Source organism: Bacillus swezeyi, from assembly GCF_030908325.1.
GTDB lineage: Bacteria > Bacillota > Bacilli > Bacillales > Bacillaceae > Bacillus > Bacillus swezeyi.
On the sequence record NZ_CP133085.1, the window covers coordinates 1,907,560 to 1,922,672 of the forward strand.

17 protein-coding genes are annotated in these 15,113 nt (G+C 46.1%); all 17 read left to right on the plus strand.

Annotated elements, in window-relative coordinates; all coding sequences use genetic code 11:
• Window positions 1-8 precede the first annotated feature (8 nt).
• The 17 genes from ftsY (at window position 9) to topA (ending at window position 15,078) form a co-directional block, all read left to right on the plus strand.
• Window positions 9-995 (plus strand): signal recognition particle-docking protein FtsY, encoded by a 987-nt coding sequence (ftsY, locus tag RBH91_RS09485; RefSeq protein WP_076760492.1) that lies wholly within the window; start codon window positions 9-11, stop codon window positions 993-995.
• 144 nt (window positions 996-1,139) lie between these two features.
• A complete protein-coding gene (locus tag RBH91_RS09490) occupies window positions 1,140-1,463 on the plus strand; it encodes a putative DNA-binding protein (RefSeq protein ID WP_076760493.1) in 324 nt (107 codons plus the stop codon).
• Window positions 1,464-1,478: 15 nt separating this feature from the next.
• Entirely contained in the window at window positions 1,479-2,819 is a 1,341-nt protein-coding gene (gene ffh, locus RBH91_RS09495) for a signal recognition particle protein (RefSeq protein WP_076760494.1), read from the plus strand.
• Window positions 2,820-2,925: 106 nt separating this feature from the next.
• Window positions 2,926-3,198, plus strand: a complete 273-nt coding sequence (gene rpsP / locus RBH91_RS09500; RefSeq protein ID WP_076760495.1) for a 30S ribosomal protein S16 — start codon at window positions 2,926-2,928, stop codon at window positions 3,196-3,198.
• Window positions 3,198-3,443 (plus strand): KH domain-containing protein, encoded by a 246-nt coding sequence (locus RBH91_RS09505; protein ID WP_076760496.1) that lies wholly within the window; start codon window positions 3,198-3,200, stop codon window positions 3,441-3,443. The genes rpsP and RBH91_RS09505 overlap by 1 nt, the downstream gene beginning before the upstream one ends.
• Before the next feature lie 135 nt (window positions 3,444-3,578).
• Window positions 3,579-3,965 (plus strand): YlqD family protein, encoded by a 387-nt coding sequence (locus tag RBH91_RS09510; protein ID WP_307894364.1) that lies wholly within the window; start codon window positions 3,579-3,581, stop codon window positions 3,963-3,965.
• Between the two features lie 4 nt (window positions 3,966-3,969).
• A complete protein-coding gene (gene rimM / locus RBH91_RS09515) occupies window positions 3,970-4,494 on the plus strand; it encodes a ribosome maturation factor RimM (protein WP_076760923.1) in 525 nt (174 codons plus the stop codon).
• Window positions 4,491-5,222 (plus strand): tRNA (guanosine(37)-N1)-methyltransferase TrmD, encoded by a 732-nt coding sequence (trmD, locus tag RBH91_RS09520; protein ID WP_076760498.1) that lies wholly within the window; start codon window positions 4,491-4,493, stop codon window positions 5,220-5,222. The genes rimM and trmD overlap by 4 nt, the downstream gene beginning before the upstream one ends.
• Before the next feature lie 137 nt (window positions 5,223-5,359).
• Entirely contained in the window at window positions 5,360-5,707 is a 348-nt protein-coding gene (gene rplS, locus RBH91_RS09525) for a 50S ribosomal protein L19 (protein ID WP_076760499.1), read from the plus strand.
• 114 nt (window positions 5,708-5,821) lie between these two features.
• Window positions 5,822-6,673 (plus strand): ribosome biogenesis GTPase YlqF, encoded by an 852-nt coding sequence (gene ylqF / locus RBH91_RS09530; protein WP_076760500.1) that lies wholly within the window; start codon window positions 5,822-5,824, stop codon window positions 6,671-6,673.
• A gap of 79 nt (window positions 6,674-6,752) precedes the next feature.
• Entirely contained in the window at window positions 6,753-7,520 is a 768-nt protein-coding gene (locus tag RBH91_RS09535) for a ribonuclease HII (protein WP_307894366.1), read from the plus strand.
• Window positions 7,521-7,544: 24 nt separating this feature from the next.
• On the plus strand, window positions 7,545-9,245 hold the full coding sequence (locus RBH91_RS09540; protein ID WP_307894367.1) for a hypothetical protein: 1,701 nt from the start codon (window positions 7,545-7,547) through the stop codon (window positions 9,243-9,245).
• Complete coding sequence (locus RBH91_RS09545; protein ID WP_076760502.1) at window positions 9,242-9,523, plus strand: FlhB-like flagellar biosynthesis protein; 282 nt, start codon at window positions 9,242-9,244, stop codon at window positions 9,521-9,523. The genes RBH91_RS09540 and RBH91_RS09545 overlap by 4 nt, the downstream gene beginning before the upstream one ends.
• Window positions 9,524-9,698: 175 nt before the next feature.
• Window positions 9,699-10,859, plus strand: coding sequence for an ADP-forming succinate--CoA ligase subunit beta (gene sucC, locus RBH91_RS09550; protein WP_307894369.1), 1,161 nt, complete (start codon window positions 9,699-9,701; stop codon window positions 10,857-10,859).
• Between the two features lie 18 nt (window positions 10,860-10,877).
• Complete coding sequence (sucD, locus tag RBH91_RS09555) at window positions 10,878-11,780, plus strand: succinate--CoA ligase subunit alpha (protein ID WP_076760504.1); 903 nt, start codon at window positions 10,878-10,880, stop codon at window positions 11,778-11,780.
• Between the two features lie 114 nt (window positions 11,781-11,894).
• Window positions 11,895-12,797 (plus strand): DNA-processing protein DprA, encoded by a 903-nt coding sequence (gene dprA, locus RBH91_RS09560; RefSeq protein ID WP_307894371.1) that lies wholly within the window; start codon window positions 11,895-11,897, stop codon window positions 12,795-12,797.
• A 205-nt stretch (window positions 12,798-13,002) separates the two neighbouring features.
• On the plus strand, window positions 13,003-15,078 hold the full coding sequence (topA, locus tag RBH91_RS09565) for a type I DNA topoisomerase (RefSeq protein WP_076760506.1): 2,076 nt from the start codon (window positions 13,003-13,005) through the stop codon (window positions 15,076-15,078).
• The last annotated feature ends 35 nt before the right edge of the window (window positions 15,079-15,113 follow it).

A 15,113-nucleotide genomic window follows, 5' to 3' on the forward strand; every position in this document is an offset into this window, starting at 1 on the left:
TACCAGTCATGAGCTTTTTTAAAAAACTGAAAGAAAAAATCACACAGCAGACCGATTCGGTCTCAGGCAAATTTAAAGAAGGTCTGGCCAAAACGAGAAATTCCTTTCAGGAGCGGGTCAATGAGCTGATCTCGCGCTACCGAAAAGTGGATGAAGACTTTTTTGAAGAGCTTGAAGAAGTTCTAATCTCAGCAGACGTCGGCGTTGCAACTGTGATGGAGCTGATTGATGAACTGAAGCGGGAGGTCAAATTAAAAAATATCCAGGATCCGAAAGAGGTTCAGTCCGTCATTTCTGAAAAGCTTGTCGACATTTATGAAGGCGGGGAGCATGAAGCATCAGAGCTCCGCGTTGAAGACGGCCGCTTAAACATCATTTTGTTTGTCGGAGTCAACGGTGTCGGAAAAACAACGACGATCGGCAAGCTTGCCCATAAGTTTATAAAAGAAGGCAAAAACGTTGTGCTTGCGGCCGGAGACACATTCCGAGCCGGAGCAATCGATCAGCTTGAAGTATGGGGGGAGCGCGTCGGGGCTCATGTTGTCAAACAGGCGGAAGGCTCAGATCCCGCAGCCGTCATTTATGATGCCGTTCAAGCTGCAAAAGCGCGCGGTGCCGATGTTCTGCTTTGCGATACAGCAGGCCGTCTGCAAAACAAGGTGAATTTGATGAAAGAACTTGAAAAAGTAAAGCGCGTCATTCAGCGCGAAGTCCCTGAAGGGCCTCATGAAGTGTTGCTCGTATTGGATGCGACAACAGGCCAAAATGCGATGACACAGGCGAGAGAGTTTGCTAAAGCGACAGATGTATCAGGGATCGTTTTGACGAAGCTCGACGGAACGGCAAAAGGCGGAATCGTCCTCGCCATCCGCCACGAACTGAAGATTCCGGTCAAGTTTGTCGGCCTCGGAGAAAAAATGGACGACTTGCAGCCGTTTGAAGCTGAATCTTATGTGTACGGCTTGTTTTCCGATCTGATCGAGAACGAAGAATAGGCGTGGAGAACCTCCTTTTTCCGGGGGGTTCTTTTTCAATCAAAACAAACATCATCATGACAAGATAAAAACTTGACAGATGAAAAATTTCAGCGTAAACTAATGTATCGTAAAGGGATTTGACTTAACAAAGGGGAGAGTCTCATGACGCTTGAAAAAACAACGAGAATGAATTATTTATTTGATTTCTATCAGTCGTTGTTGACATCAAAACAAAAAAGCTACATGTCGCTTTACTACCTAGACGATTTCTCCCTTGGCGAAATAGCTGAAGAATATCATGTCTCAAGGCAGGCTGTCTATGATAACATTAAACGGACCGAAGCAATGCTTGAGCAATATGAAGAAAAGCTACTTTTGTTTAAAAAATTTCAAGAGCGCAAACAGATTTTCGAGCAGCTGAGAGAGCTGGCTGACGGTCAGCCTGAAGCAGCTTCCTTGATTGATGCGCTTGAGAAATTAGATTAGGAGGCGGCACTTAATATGGCATTCGAAGGATTAGCCGACCGACTGCAGCAAACGATTTCCAAAATCCGCGGAAAAGGAAAAGTAACGGAACAAGACGTCAAAGAGATGATGCGCGAAGTCCGTTTAGCGCTTCTTGAAGCGGATGTCAACTTTAAAGTTGTCAAAGACTTTGTGAAAAAGGTAAGCGAACGCGCTGTCGGACAGGACGTCATGCAAAGCCTGACACCGGGACAGCAGGTCATTAAAGTCGTCAAAGAAGAACTGACGGAGCTGATGGGCGGCGAAGAAAGCAAAATCGCGGCTGCAAAACGTCCGCCAACCGTCATCATGATGGTCGGTCTGCAAGGGGCCGGTAAAACGACGACGACAGGAAAGCTTGCCAACCTGCTTCGCAAAAAACATAACCGCAGCCCGCTGCTCGTCGCAGCAGATATTTACCGCCCGGCTGCAATCAAACAGCTGGAAACGCTTGGGAAGCAGCTTGATATGCCTGTATTTTCACTGGGGGATCAGGTCAGCCCTGTCGATATTGCCAAACAGGCGATCGAAAAGGCGAAAGAAGACCACCACGACTATGTCATCATCGATACGGCCGGACGCCTTCATATCGATGAAGAGCTGATGGATGAGCTTGAAAAGGTAAAAGAAACCGCTCAGCCGGAAGAGATTTTCCTTGTCGTTGACTCCATGACAGGTCAAGATGCTGTCAACGTTGCCAAAAGCTTTAATGAACAGCTCGGTGTGACGGGCGTCATCCTGACAAAGCTCGACGGCGACACAAGAGGCGGTGCGGCCTTGTCGATCCGCGCCGTGACCAACACGCCGATCAAATTCGCCGGAATGGGCGAAAAGCTTGATGCGCTTGAGCCGTTTCATCCTGAGCGTATGGCTTCGCGGATTCTCGGCATGGGCGACGTGCTGACCCTGATCGAAAAAGCCCAGGCCAACGTAGATGAAGAAAAGGCAAAAGAGCTCGAGCAGAAAATGAAAAATATGAGCTTTACGCTTGATGACTTTTTAGAACAGCTCGGACAGGTCCGCAATATGGGACCGCTTGATGAGCTGATTCAAATGATGCCCGGGGCAGGCAAGATGAAAGGCTTGAAAAACGTGCAAGTTGACGAAAAGCAGCTCAGCCATGTGGAAGCCATCATCAGGTCGATGACCGGGAAAGAAAAAGAGCAGCCTGAGGTCATCAATGCCAGCAGGCGCAAACGAATTGCAAAAGGAAGCGGAACATCCGTCCAGGAAGTCAACCGTCTTTTAAAGCAGTTTGAAGAAATGAAAAAAATGATGAAACAGATGACAAACATGTCAAAAGGGAAGAAAAAAGGGTTTAAACTGCCCTTTATGTAACCTGTTTTCAAATGATAAAAACGTTGTTAAGAAAAAACACTTTACAAACACTTTTATCATTGTTAATATACTATCTTGTTGAAATATTTTCGGAGGTGCTAGTAAAATGGCAGTAAAAATTCGTTTAAAACGTATGGGAGCTAAAAAATCTCCTTTCTATCGTATTGTTGTAGCAGATTCTCGTTCACCGCGTGACGGCCGTTTCATCGAAACAGTCGGAACTTACAACCCGGTGGTAAAACCAGCGGAAGTCAAAATTGACGAAGAGCTTGCGCTTAAATGGCTTCAAACAGGAGCTAAACCGTCTGATACGGTTCGCAACCTTTTCTCTAAAGAAGGCATTATGGAAAAATTCCACAACGCTAAACAAAGCAAGTAATGAGTGATCTTCACTTGGAAGAGCTGATTGTATCATTGGTCAAACCGCTTGTGGATCACCCGGATGATATTCAGGTATTCAAAGAGGAAAATCCTCAACGGATGATCTTCCGCCTTTCTGTCAACAAAGAGGATACCGGCAAGATCATCGGAAAAAAAGGGCGGACTGCAAGAGCGATACGTTCTGTCGTATTTGCGGCCGGCGCACAGTCTTCTAAGAAAGTTCAACTTGAGATCGCAGACTAAGGGGAGAGGGTGAAAACCTCCCCCTTTTTTATCATGAGAGAAAAATAGAAAAAGATGAACGATTCCAATTGCCAGCATGCCAGGCTGCCAGATTTCAGAGGAAGTAAAAATCACGGGACAGTAGGTGATGATGCCATGCAAATTATCCAACGTGTTACCGTCATGCAAGTTTTAACTGAAAACAGCAAGAAAAAGCTGCTGTCTTCTTTTGAAGAACGAAAAGAAATTCTTGAGCGCGAATGCAACCAGCTTTATTTTCAGCTCAGAAAACACGAAAAGGAACACCACAACCCGGCAGCAACTGAATCATTTAAAAAAGAAATTGAAAAACGCCAGGACAAAATCAAAATGATCGTTTTTCAAATCAATCAAATTCAGACACTTCCATTAGGCAGTGAAGTGAAAGAGAAAGAAATTGATGCTTTGTTGAACATTGAAGTCGGTGACAATTGGCATGATATGACGGCTGGAAAAACAATCGTGATTGAAGACGGAATCGTCATTGAAATTCGTCCGAGGTGAAGAAATGCTGAAACAATGGTTTAATGTAGGGAAAATTGTAAATACTCATGGAGTAAAAGGTGAGGTCCGCGTGATTTCTAGAACCGATTTTCCCGAAGAACGGTACAAGCCTGGAAACACGCTGTACTTGTTCATGGAGGGAAAAGAGGAGCCTGTTCAGGCAACCGTCAGCACACACAGGCTTCATAAACAATTTCATCTCTTGCAATTTGAAGAGGTCCCAACGCTTACGGAAGCCGAAAAACTAAAAAATGCCTTGATTAAAGTTCCCGAAGATCAATTAAGCCAATTGGCAGAAGACGAATACTACTTTCATGAAATTATCGGCTGTGACGTTTTCACAGAAGACGGGGATTTAATCGGCAAGGTAAAAGAAATTTTAACGCCAGGCGCTAATGATGTCTGGGTGGTGGCCAGGCCTGGAAAGAAAGACGCGCTCATCCCTTATATCGATGCCGTCGTCAAAGACATCAGCATCGAAGACAAAACAATCAAGATTCATATCATGGAAGGGTTACTTGACGAATGAGAATTGATTTTTTAACGCTTTTTCCGGAAATGTTTGAAGGTGTGCTTGGCTCGTCCATTCTGCAGAAGGCACAGGAAAAGAACGCCGTCGATTTTCATGTGGTGAATTTCCGCGCCTATTCCGACAATAAGCATCAGACAGTGGATGATTATCCGTACGGCGGGGGTGCAGGTATGGTATTGAAGCCGCAGCCTGTCTTTGATGCGGTCGAAAAGCTGACCGATGAAGCCGGAGGATCTCCAAGAATCATTCTTGTCTGCCCCCAAGGGGAGCGCTATACACAAAGGAAAGCGGAAGAGCTTGCGAAAGAAAAGCATTTAATGTTCATTTGCGGCCATTATGAAGGGTATGATGAACGGATCAGAGAGCACCTTTCAACAGACGAGATTTCAATCGGGGATTTTGTGCTGACAGGCGGAGAGCTACCGGCGATGATGATTGCCGACAGCGTCGTCAGGCTTTTACCGGGTGTGCTCGGCAAGGAAGAGTCACACCTTGAAGATTCCTTCAGCACCGGGTTGCTCGAACACCCTCACTACACACGGCCGGCAGATTATAATGGCTTAAAGGTGCCAGATGTACTCACATCCGGAAACCATGCGAAAATCAAAGAATGGAGACGGAAAGAGTCGCTCAGACGAACCTTTTTAAGACGGCCCGACCTTCTCGAAAACTATCCTTTATCAGATGAAGAAAGAAAATGGGTTTCTGAGTGGGAAAACCGCTAGATTCTATTGCACCTTGTGAAAAGGTATGATATGATACTACTTGTGACTTGAACGGGCGAGCTCGTTCAAGTTTGAAAACGATGTTCCGCTGTGGCGGCTATTCGCTCATGAGCATCTGTTGGAAGGAGTTGAAGACGATGCAAAAATTGATTCAAGATATCACAAAAGAACAATTGCGCACTGATTTGCCTGCGTTCCGTCCTGGTGATACTTTACGTGTACACGTTAAAGTTGTCGAGGGTAACCGTGAGCGTATTCAGGTATTTGAAGGTGTTGTGATTAAGCGTCGTGGTGGCGGAATCAGCGAAACTTTCACAGTTCGTAAGATTTCTTACGGTGTCGGAGTTGAGCGTACATTCCCATTGCACACACCGAAAATCGCGAAAATCGAAGTTGTCCGTCATGGTAAAGTACGCCGTGCGAAACTTTATTACTTGCGCGACCTTCGTGGAAAAGCGGCTCGTATTAAAGAAATCAGACGATAATGATAACGAACGAAAAGAGCTTGTTAACCATAACAAGCTCTTTTTTTGTAAAAGAAGTATAAATGCACCGCACCATTAAAAGAATAGCAATAACAGAAAGAAGGTGTCCATCATATGGCAATCCAGTGGTTTCCCGGGCATATGGCCAAAGCCAGGCGGGAAGTAACGGAAAAACTAAAGCTGATCGACATTGTGTATGAATTGGTCGACGCCAGACTTCCGATGTCTTCAAGAAATCCGATGATCGAAGACATTTTGAAAAACAAACCGAGAATCATGCTGCTCAATAAAGCCGATAAAGCAGATTCGGCCGTGACAAACCAGTGGAAAAAGCATTTTGAAGCAGACGGGATTCCCTCGCTCGCCATTAACTCGGTCAACGGACAGGGACTGAATCAAATTCTTCCGGCTTCCAAAGAGCTGCTCAAAGAAAAATTTGATAAAATGAAAGCGAAAGGTGTGAAGCCGCGGGCGATCCGGGCGCTGATCGTCGGCATTCCAAACGTCGGTAAATCGACCTTGATCAACCGTCTCGCGAAAAAAAATATCGCCAAAACAGGTGACAGACCGGGCGTCACGACTGCCCAGCAATGGGTGAAAGTCGGAAAAGAGCTTGAGCTTCTCGATACGCCGGGGATTTTATGGCCGAAGTTTGAGGACGAGCTTGTCGGGTTAAAGCTGGCGGCAACAGGCGCCATTAAAGATTCCATTATCAACTTGCAGGATGTCGCTGTTTTCGGTCTGCGCTTTTTGGAAGAACACTATCCCGATCGTTTAAAAAAACGTTATGACTTAGCTGAAATTCCTCAAGAAATCGCAGAGCTGTTTGATGAGATCGGAAAAAAACGCGGCTGTCTCATGGCGGGAGGCGCCATTAATTATGACAAGACGACAGAAGTGATCATTCGGGATATCCGTACGGAAAAGTTCGGCCCGCTCTCTTTTGAAAAACCGGAAAACATGTAAAAAAGGCGCGCTTTTAAAAAAGGCGGGCCTTTATTTTTAGGAGAGGAGCGCCGATAAGAAAACTAGGGGAGAAGAGAAAGTGAAAACATTAACCGTAAAAGAAATTAAAGAACATCTTCAATCGGTGAAGGATGAAAAAGACCCTTTTATAGCACAGTGCAAAAAAGATGAACGAAAGAGCGTTCAAACGCTCATAAACGCGTGGCTGAAGAAAAATGAAAGGCTTTTGGCCATGCAGGAAGATTGGCGGATGATGATGTCTTTTGAAAACTCGCTGAGTGAACGCGGCTATCAATACATCGCCGGAATCGATGAAGCCGGAAGGGGCCCTTTGGCAGGTCCGGTCGTTGCCGCAGCCGTCATCTTAAAAAAAGACTGTGAAATATTAGGGCTCACGGATTCGAAAAAGCTTTCAAAACAAAAAAGAGAAGACTACTATTCATACCTTATGGAAGAAGCGCTCGCTATCGGCGTCGGAATTGCGGACGCAGCAGAGATCGATGAACTGAATATTTATGAAGCGTCAAAATCGGCGATGATGAAAGCGGTCCAAGCGCTGAATACCGATCCGGATTATCTATTAATCGACGCGATGTCACTTCCTCTACATATACAGCAGTCCTCGATCATAAAAGGGGATGCCAAAAGCGCGTCTATCGCTGCCGGTGCATGCATTGCAAAAGTGACGAGAGACAGGCTGATGGATGAATATGCTGAAAAGTATCCGCTCTACGGGTTTGATAAGCATAAAGGCTACGGAACAAAGGAGCATCTCGAAGCCCTTGCCAAAAACGGACCGTCGCCGATTCACCGAAGATCGTTCGCCCCTGTTAAAGCTTATGAATAACTTGCCGGAGGGAGACGGACTTTGATGATGCTGAACGATATACATAACAGCTTAACAAAACAACTTGAACATGCCGATTCTCTCCAACGGATCAGCGGGACAGAGACGGACCAGAAAAGACTGGTGCTCGGCAAAGTGCTTCGCTTCATCAGTGAGCAGTTTGCCGAAATTCAGATCGGCAATACAAAATGGCAAGGAAAGCTTGAAGCGCCTCTTAAAGCAGGCGCGCACTATTGGTTTTCATATGAAAAACAGCTTGATGAACAGATGGGCCGCCTTCAGGTCGTTGAAGCGTTCGACAAAAACCCAAAGACGGTGCAGGATGCCGCCCACAAGCTGTTAAACGGGCTCTCGCTGAAAAGAACGAAGGAAGCCGTATTTTTAGTCGGGGCTTTGCTGAAAGAGCAGCAGCCCATCAGAGAAAATGATTTAAAGGCAGCCATCAAATGGCTTGAAAACCTGCCGAAGGCTGACGCTCAAAAAGGAGCGGATGCCGTTATGTTCGCCATCAAGCGCGAGCTTCCCGTCCATCCGGGCGTGCTTGATTCCATTCTGGCCGTGAAAGATCCTGTGCCGCTCAACCGGCAGATCGCCCGGACTTATGAAATGGCGAGCCGGGAGCCGCAGCATACGGCAGGCTTGGAAAAATTAAAAAATGCGCTGCTGCCGATTTTGGAAGCGGAGACTGAAGTGCATGCCGAAAAGCTGATTCAAACGCTCAGAGAGCAAATCAGTCCGGCAGGCAAAGAGCAGCAGACCGTTCAGCCGCTTCAGCCGGCGCATACAGCTGAACGGGGACTTTCCCAGCCAAAAACGGCAGCCGAAATCCCGGCGAGCTTTGCCGGACAAGAAGCAAAAGGTGTTCTTCCGAAGTCGCAGAGCCTGGAAGGAGAGGCTGCAAAAGAGCTGCTCGCAAAATTGACCGCACTCGCCGAGCGAAACGGAACAATTCCGGTCAAAGAAGCGGCAAACTGGATCAAATCGCTGGAAGCGAGGGAATCGGCAGCGGCTCAAACCGGCTTGGAAGGTTTAACGAACAAAGAAAAGGAAGTATTGCAGAATATCATCAAAGAAACAGCGCCCGCATTGACGAATAAAGCGGATGCACTAGCTGTTCTTGCCAAAATGAAAACCCTTTTGGGCGTCAAAGATGAACTCTCTTTTCTGAAAGCGATTGAAAACGGAGGCACACTCAAAGATCAAGGGCTTCAGTCTTTAAAGCTAGTGCTCAATGAAATCAGGCATTCATCCGATCTTCCCGCACCTGTCAAGCAGGAAGCCGACCAAATTTTTCACCGCTTAAACGGACAGCTGTTTTTGCAGAATGACCAGTCGGCCCAAAACCAGCTGTTTCTTTCATACCCCCTGTTTTCAAAGAATGGGGTGCAAGATTTAACGGTTTTCTTGAAAGGACAAAAGAAAGAGGACGGAAAAATTGATCCTTCCCAATGCCGTCTCATGTTTTATCTTCAATTGGAGGCGCTGGAAGAGACGGTGGTCGATTGCTTGATCCAGCAAAACGTCATGACCGTCACGCTTGAGACCGGCTATGATGTGGGGCCGCTCATCGAACCGCTGATCCCCCCTTTAAAGGAAAACCTGAAAAAATTAGGCTACAGTCTATCGGGCGTCACCGCAAAAAAACGGGAGAACATTGAAATCGCCCCGTTTATGGAAAGCCAGTTTGAACAGGTCACAGAAAGTGCCTTGGATGTGAAAATATGAAGGAATCTTCTCCATTAAGAAAAGCCGTTGCACTGCATTATAATGAGATGAAAGACAAAGCGCCCAAAGTGGTGGCCAAAGGCTCTGGATACACGGCCGAAAAGATCATTGAAGAGGCGCAAAAAGCAGGGGTTCCGATTCAGGAAGATCCGACTCTTGTCGAATTAATGCGCCATTTGGAGCTTGACGATCATATTCCGGAAGCGCTCTATGAGATCGTCGCTGAGATTTTTTCATTTATCTATACGCTTGACGAAAAGATGAAAAAGAGGGAATGACCTTGTGAAAAAGGACATTCCCCTTATTAATTTTATATTTTTAATAAAATAAAAGTTTGAATGTTTAGAAGGATTTTACGATTTCTCATCGAAACCTAGACAATCTTTCTATGATTATATAAAATGAAAGCGCAGTCTATTTTTATTTTTGCTACATAAGTTAGGAGGATGGGAAATGAATATCCATGAGTACCAAGGGAAAGAGGTCCTCAGAAAATACGGAGTGGCTGTTCCGGAAGGTAAAGTGGCCTTTACAGCAGATGAAGCGGTCAAGGCGGCAGAAGCGCTGACCAGCTCGGTTTATGTCGTGAAAGCTCAGATTCACGCAGGCGGCCGAGGCAAAGCAGGCGGGGTAAAAATTGCAAAATCAAAAGACGAAGTAAAGGCCTATGCGGATGAATTGCTGGGCAAAACGCTTGTCACACACCAGACAGGTCCGGCGGGCCAAGAAATAAAACGCTTACTTATTGAAGAAGGCTGCGACATTAAAAAGGAATACTATGTCGGTCTTGTCCTTGACAGGGCGACTTCGAGAATCGTCCTGATGGCTTCTGAAGAAGGCGGAACAGAAATTGAGGAAGTCGCTGAAAAAACGCCGGAAAAAATCGTCAAAACAGTAATCGATCCGGCTGTCGGACTGCAAAGTTATCAAGCGAGAAAAATCGCTTTCGCCATCAATATTCCAAAAGAACTTGTCGGCCAGGCCGTTAAGTTTATGATGGGCTTGTACAAAGCATTTATTGAAAAGGACTGTTCCATTGCTGAAATCAACCCGCTCGTCGTGACGGGGGACGGAAAAGTGATGGCGCTCGACGCCAAGCTTAACTTTGACAGCAATGCATTATACAGGCAAAAAGACATATTGGAGTACAGAGATCTAGATGAAGAAGATCCTAAAGAAATTGAAGCGTCAAAATATGATTTAAGCTACATTTCACTCGATGGAAACATCGGCTGCATGGTTAACGGAGCGGGACTTGCGATGTCAACCATGGACATTATTAAACATTACGGAGGGGAACCGGCCAACTTTCTTGACGTCGGAGGCGGCGCAACAGCAGAAAAGGTAACGGAAGCGTTCAAGATCATTTTATCAGATCAAAATGTCAAAGGGATCTTTGTCAATATTTTCGGCGGCATCATGAAATGTGACATCATTGCCGAAGGTGTTGTTGAAGCGACGAAGCAGGTGGGGCTGACATTGCCTCTTGTCGTTCGTTTGGAAGGAACAAATGTAGATCTCGGCAAAAAGATTCTCGATGATTCAGGACTCAATATTACGTCTGCGGAATCAATGGCTGACGGCGCGCAGAAAATCGTATCCTTAGTGAAGTAAGAAAGGCAGGGGACCAAAATGAGTGTATTTGTTAATAAAGACACAAAAGTCATTGTTCAGGGGATAACAGGTTCAACCGCTTTGTTTCATACAAAGCAGATGCTTGAATACGGCACGAAAATTGTCGGCGGTGTGACACCGGGAAAAGGCGGTACAGAGGTTGAAGGAGTACCTGTGTTCAACACGGTGGAAGACGCTGTAAAAGAGACAGGAGCGAACGCGTCTGTCATTTATGTTCCGGCAGCTTTTGCAGCAGACGCGATTATGGAAGCGACAGATGCAGAGCTTGATCTCGTCATCTGCATTACCGAGCATATTCCGGTGCTTGACATGGTGAAAGTGAAAAGGTATATGGAAGGCAAGAAAACGCGTCTTGTCGGTCCGAACTGCCCTGGAGTCATTACGCCGGAGGAATGCAAAATCGGGATCATGCCCGGCTACATTCATAAAAAAGGTCACGTCGGTGTCGTATCGCGTTCAGGAACCCTTACATATGAAGCGGTTCATCAGCTTTCTGAAGCTGGGGTCGGTCAGTCGACGGCAGTCGGCATCGGCGGAGATCCGGTGAACGGCACGAACTTCATCGATGTGTTGAAAGCATTTAATGAAGATCCTGATACACATGCCGTGATCATGATCGGAGAGATCGGCGGAACGGCTGAAGAGGAAGCGGCTGAATGGGTCAAAGCAAATATGACCAAACCTGTTGTCGGCTTCATCGGCGGAAAAACGGCTCCTCCAGGAAAACGGATGGGGCATGCCGGCGCCATCATTTCCGGAGGAAAGGGAACGGCAGATGAAAAAGTTAAAACGATGAACGCCTGTGGAATCGAAGTCGCGGAAACGCCTTCTGTCATGGGTGAAACACTCATCAACGTTTTAAAAGAAAAAGGTCTTTACGAAAAATGCAAGACCCACTAAACTTCAGGTGATGAGGGAATAGGCCGGATGGTCTATTCCCGATTTTTGATCTTGATGATGTTTGTATGGTACTTTCCGAATGTTTTCGTGATCAATCTTTATGGAGGTTTTTGAATGAATGAAAAAAGCGAACTTTTGATTTTGCTCCGCCTTCACGGCATTCTCCCCCCTGCTCAGCTTTCTAAATGGTGGAAAGCAGACCCTTCTTTATCACTTGCAGGCAAACACACACACCCTTTAACAAAGCTTTCGGCCAATCGATCTGATCTATCCGCCATTCGAAAGCTTGCCGAAAAAGAGCTCTCAAATGTCAAGCGCCTCATCAGAGCCTATCAGGCAGACGGAGTGGACATGATTGCGATTTCCTCTCCTGATTACCCGCCCTCATTGAAAATGATCCATGACCCGCCCCCTGTACTTTTTCTAAAAGGCCATAAAAAACTTCTTGATCAGCATAGACTGATCGGCATCGTGGGAACGAGAAATCCTTCTTCATATGGGAAAAGAGCCGCAGCCTACCTGGCGAGGGAGCTTAGTAAAAAAGACTGGACGATCGTCAGCGGGCTTGCAAAAGGAATCGACGGCCTCTCCCATCAAGAGAGCATCCGTTCAAATGGAACGACAATCGGAGTCATCGCCGGCGGATTCAACCACTTATATCCCCGTGAAAACCGCCAGCTTGCCGAACAGATGGCTGAAGACCATCTCCTGGTATCTGAGCACCTTCCCCGCACAAAACCTCAAAAATGGCACTTTCCAATGCGAAATCGGCTGATCAGCGGTTTGACAGAAGGAATTATTGTCATCCAAGGAAAGGAAAAAAGCGGTTCGCTCATCACAGCTTATCAGGCGCTTGAACAAGGGCGGGAAGTGTTTGCAGTGCCGGGTTCAATCTTTGACAGAAACTCGCTGGGACCCGCAAGGCTGATTCAGGAAGGGGCGAAACTTGTATGTGATATCAATGATATTCTCAGCGAACTTCCGCCTTCCAATGTTCAATATACGGAACCTGTTTAGAATTATCGTTTGACAAACTGTATTCGAATATTTAATAATAGTGAGGATTTCAAGTTTAAACGCTTTAATCGGCGTTCATCATATAGGAAGATTACATTCAGACGCTTTTTATTAAAATAATGACTATATAAACGACGATTATGATGAATACAATAAAAAGGCTAAATTGAAAAGAGAGAGAAGACCTCTTGAGGGGGATAATGTTATGTCCGAATACTTAGTCATCGTGGAATCGCCTGCGAAGGCCAAAACGATTGAACGATACTTAGGAAAAAAATACAAAGTCAAAGCATCGATGGGCCATGTCAGAGACTTGCCGAAAAGCCAAATGGGAGTTGACATCGAGCAGAATTTTGAACCAAAATACATTACGATCCGCGGGAAGGGCCCCGTGTTGAAGGAATTAAAAACAGCCGCAAAAAAAGCTAAAAAAGTCTTTCTTGCAGCCGACCCCGACAGAGAAGGGGAGGCCATTGCGTGGCATCTTGCCCACAGTCTTGATTTGGACTTGGATTCTGACTGCCGAGTGGTGTTTAATGAAATCACAAAAGAAGCGATCAAAGATTCATTTAAACATCCGCGCATGATCAACATGGATCTTGTCGACGCCCAGCAGGCGAGAAGGATTCTTGACCGGCTTGTCGGCTATAAGATCAGTCCGATATTATGGAAAAAAGTCAAAAAAGGGCTGAGCGCCGGACGCGTACAATCGGTTGCACTCCGCCTGATCATTGACCGCGAGAAAGAGATCAACGAATTTAAACCGGAAGAATACTGGACGATTGAAGGCACATTTTTAAAAGGAAAAGAATCGTTTGAAGCCAGCTTCTTCGGAATGAACGGCAAAAAGCATCCGCTGAAAAGCGAAGATGATGTCAAAAAAATTCTTTCACAGATCAAAGGCAATGCGTTTGATGTCAAAAAAGTCACGAAAAAAGAACGTAAACGAAACCCGGCTTTGCCGTTTACAACTTCTACGCTTCAGCAGGAAGCGGCGCGAAAACTGAATTTCCGGGCGAAGAAAACGATGATGATCGCCCAGCAGCTATATGAAGGGATCGACCTTGGAAAAGAAGGAACAGTCGGGCTGATTACTTATATGAGAACGGATTCAACCCGGATCTCAAACTCTGCTCAGGAAGAGGCATCATCATATATCGGCGACAATTACGGCAAAGAATTTTTGGGGAACAAAAGAAAGCCGGCCAAAAAAAATGAAAATGCACAGGATGCGCACGAAGCGATCAGGCCGACTTCTGTCATGAGAAAGCCTGCTGATCTGAAGGCTTTATTGGGAAGAGACCAGCTGCGCCTTTACAAGCTGATCTGGGAGCGCTTTGTGGCAAGCCAAATGGCTCCGGCTATCCTTGATACGATGAGCGTTGACCTTGAAAACAACGGGTTGACATTTCGCGCAAACGGGAGTAAAGTCAAGTTTTCAGGTTTTATGAAAGTCTATGTTGAAGGCAGAGACGACCAGATGGAAGAGAAGAATAAAATGCTTCCTAACTTGGCTGAAGGTGACACTGTTCTTTCGAAGGATATCGAACCTGAACAGCACTTCACCCAGCCGCCTCCGCGCTATACGGAGGCAAGGCTCGTCAAAACCCTTGAAGAGCTGGGCATCGGGCGTCCTTCCACATACGCTCCGACGCTTGACACCATTCAAAAACGGGGATATGTAGCCCTTGATAATAAACGCTTTTTACCGACAGAGCTCGGACAAATTGTGCTTGACTTGATTATGGAATTTTTCCCTGAAATCATTAACGTCGAGTTTACGGCCAAAATGGAAAAAGAACTGGATGGCGTTGAAGACGGGAACATTCAGTGGGTGCAGATCATCGATTCCTTCTATAAGGACTTTGAAAAGCGCGTTGAAAAAGCGGAAGCCGAGATGCAGGAAGTCGAAATCGAACCTGAGTATGCCGGGGTCGATTGTGAAGAATGCAGCAACCCGATGGTATATAAAATGGGCCGCTACGGAAAATTCATGGCGTGCTCCAATTTTCCAGACTGCCGAAACACAAAACCGATCGTAAAGGAGATCGGGGTTAAATGTCCATCCTGCAAAACCGGCAACATTGTCGAGCGCAAATCGAAAAAACGCCGTATTTTTTACGGATGTGACCGCTATCCTGAATGCGAATTTGTATCCTGGGATAAACCGCTTGAACGAAAATGTCCGAAATGCGAGGACATGCTTGTAGAGAAAAAGCTTAAAAAAGGCGTTCAGGTGCAATGCGTGAATTGCGATTATAAGGAAGAACAACAAAAGTAGCGGTGAGCAGGACTTTGCTCACCTTCTTTGTTGTG

Excerpts from the sequence above, each read along its gene's own strand:
- rplS (WP_076760499.1), top strand. The coding sequence starts at position 5,360 with ATGCAAAAATTGATTCAAGATATCACAAAAGAACAATTGCGCACTGAT.
- RBH91_RS09545 (WP_076760502.1), top strand. The coding sequence starts at position 9,242 with ATGAAGGAATCTTCTCCATTAAGAAAAGCCGTTGCACTGCATTATAAT.
- dprA (WP_307894371.1), top strand. The coding sequence starts at position 11,895 with ATGAATGAAAAAAGCGAACTTTTGATTTTGCTCCGCCTTCACGGCATT.
- RBH91_RS09505 (WP_076760496.1), top strand. The coding sequence starts at position 3,198 with ATGAGTGATCTTCACTTGGAAGAGCTGATTGTATCATTGGTCAAACCG.
- RBH91_RS09540 (WP_307894367.1), top strand. The coding sequence starts at position 7,545 with ATGATGCTGAACGATATACATAACAGCTTAACAAAACAACTTGAACAT.
- RBH91_RS09490 (WP_076760493.1), top strand. The coding sequence starts at position 1,140 with ATGACGCTTGAAAAAACAACGAGAATGAATTATTTATTTGATTTCTAT.
- sucD (WP_076760504.1), top strand. The coding sequence starts at position 10,878 with ATGAGTGTATTTGTTAATAAAGACACAAAAGTCATTGTTCAGGGGATA.
- rimM (WP_076760923.1), top strand. The coding sequence starts at position 3,970 with ATGCTGAAACAATGGTTTAATGTAGGGAAAATTGTAAATACTCATGGA.
- topA (WP_076760506.1), top strand. The coding sequence starts at position 13,003 with ATGTCCGAATACTTAGTCATCGTGGAATCGCCTGCGAAGGCCAAAACG.
- trmD (WP_076760498.1), top strand. The coding sequence starts at position 4,491 with ATGAGAATTGATTTTTTAACGCTTTTTCCGGAAATGTTTGAAGGTGTG.
- ffh (WP_076760494.1), top strand. The coding sequence starts at position 1,479 with ATGGCATTCGAAGGATTAGCCGACCGACTGCAGCAAACGATTTCCAAA.
- ftsY (WP_076760492.1), top strand. The coding sequence starts at position 9 with ATGAGCTTTTTTAAAAAACTGAAAGAAAAAATCACACAGCAGACCGAT.
- rpsP (WP_076760495.1), top strand. The coding sequence starts at position 2,926 with ATGGCAGTAAAAATTCGTTTAAAACGTATGGGAGCTAAAAAATCTCCT.
- ylqF (WP_076760500.1), top strand. The coding sequence starts at position 5,822 with ATGGCAATCCAGTGGTTTCCCGGGCATATGGCCAAAGCCAGGCGGGAA.
- RBH91_RS09510 (WP_307894364.1), top strand. The coding sequence starts at position 3,579 with ATGCAAATTATCCAACGTGTTACCGTCATGCAAGTTTTAACTGAAAAC.
- sucC (WP_307894369.1), top strand. The coding sequence starts at position 9,699 with ATGAATATCCATGAGTACCAAGGGAAAGAGGTCCTCAGAAAATACGGA.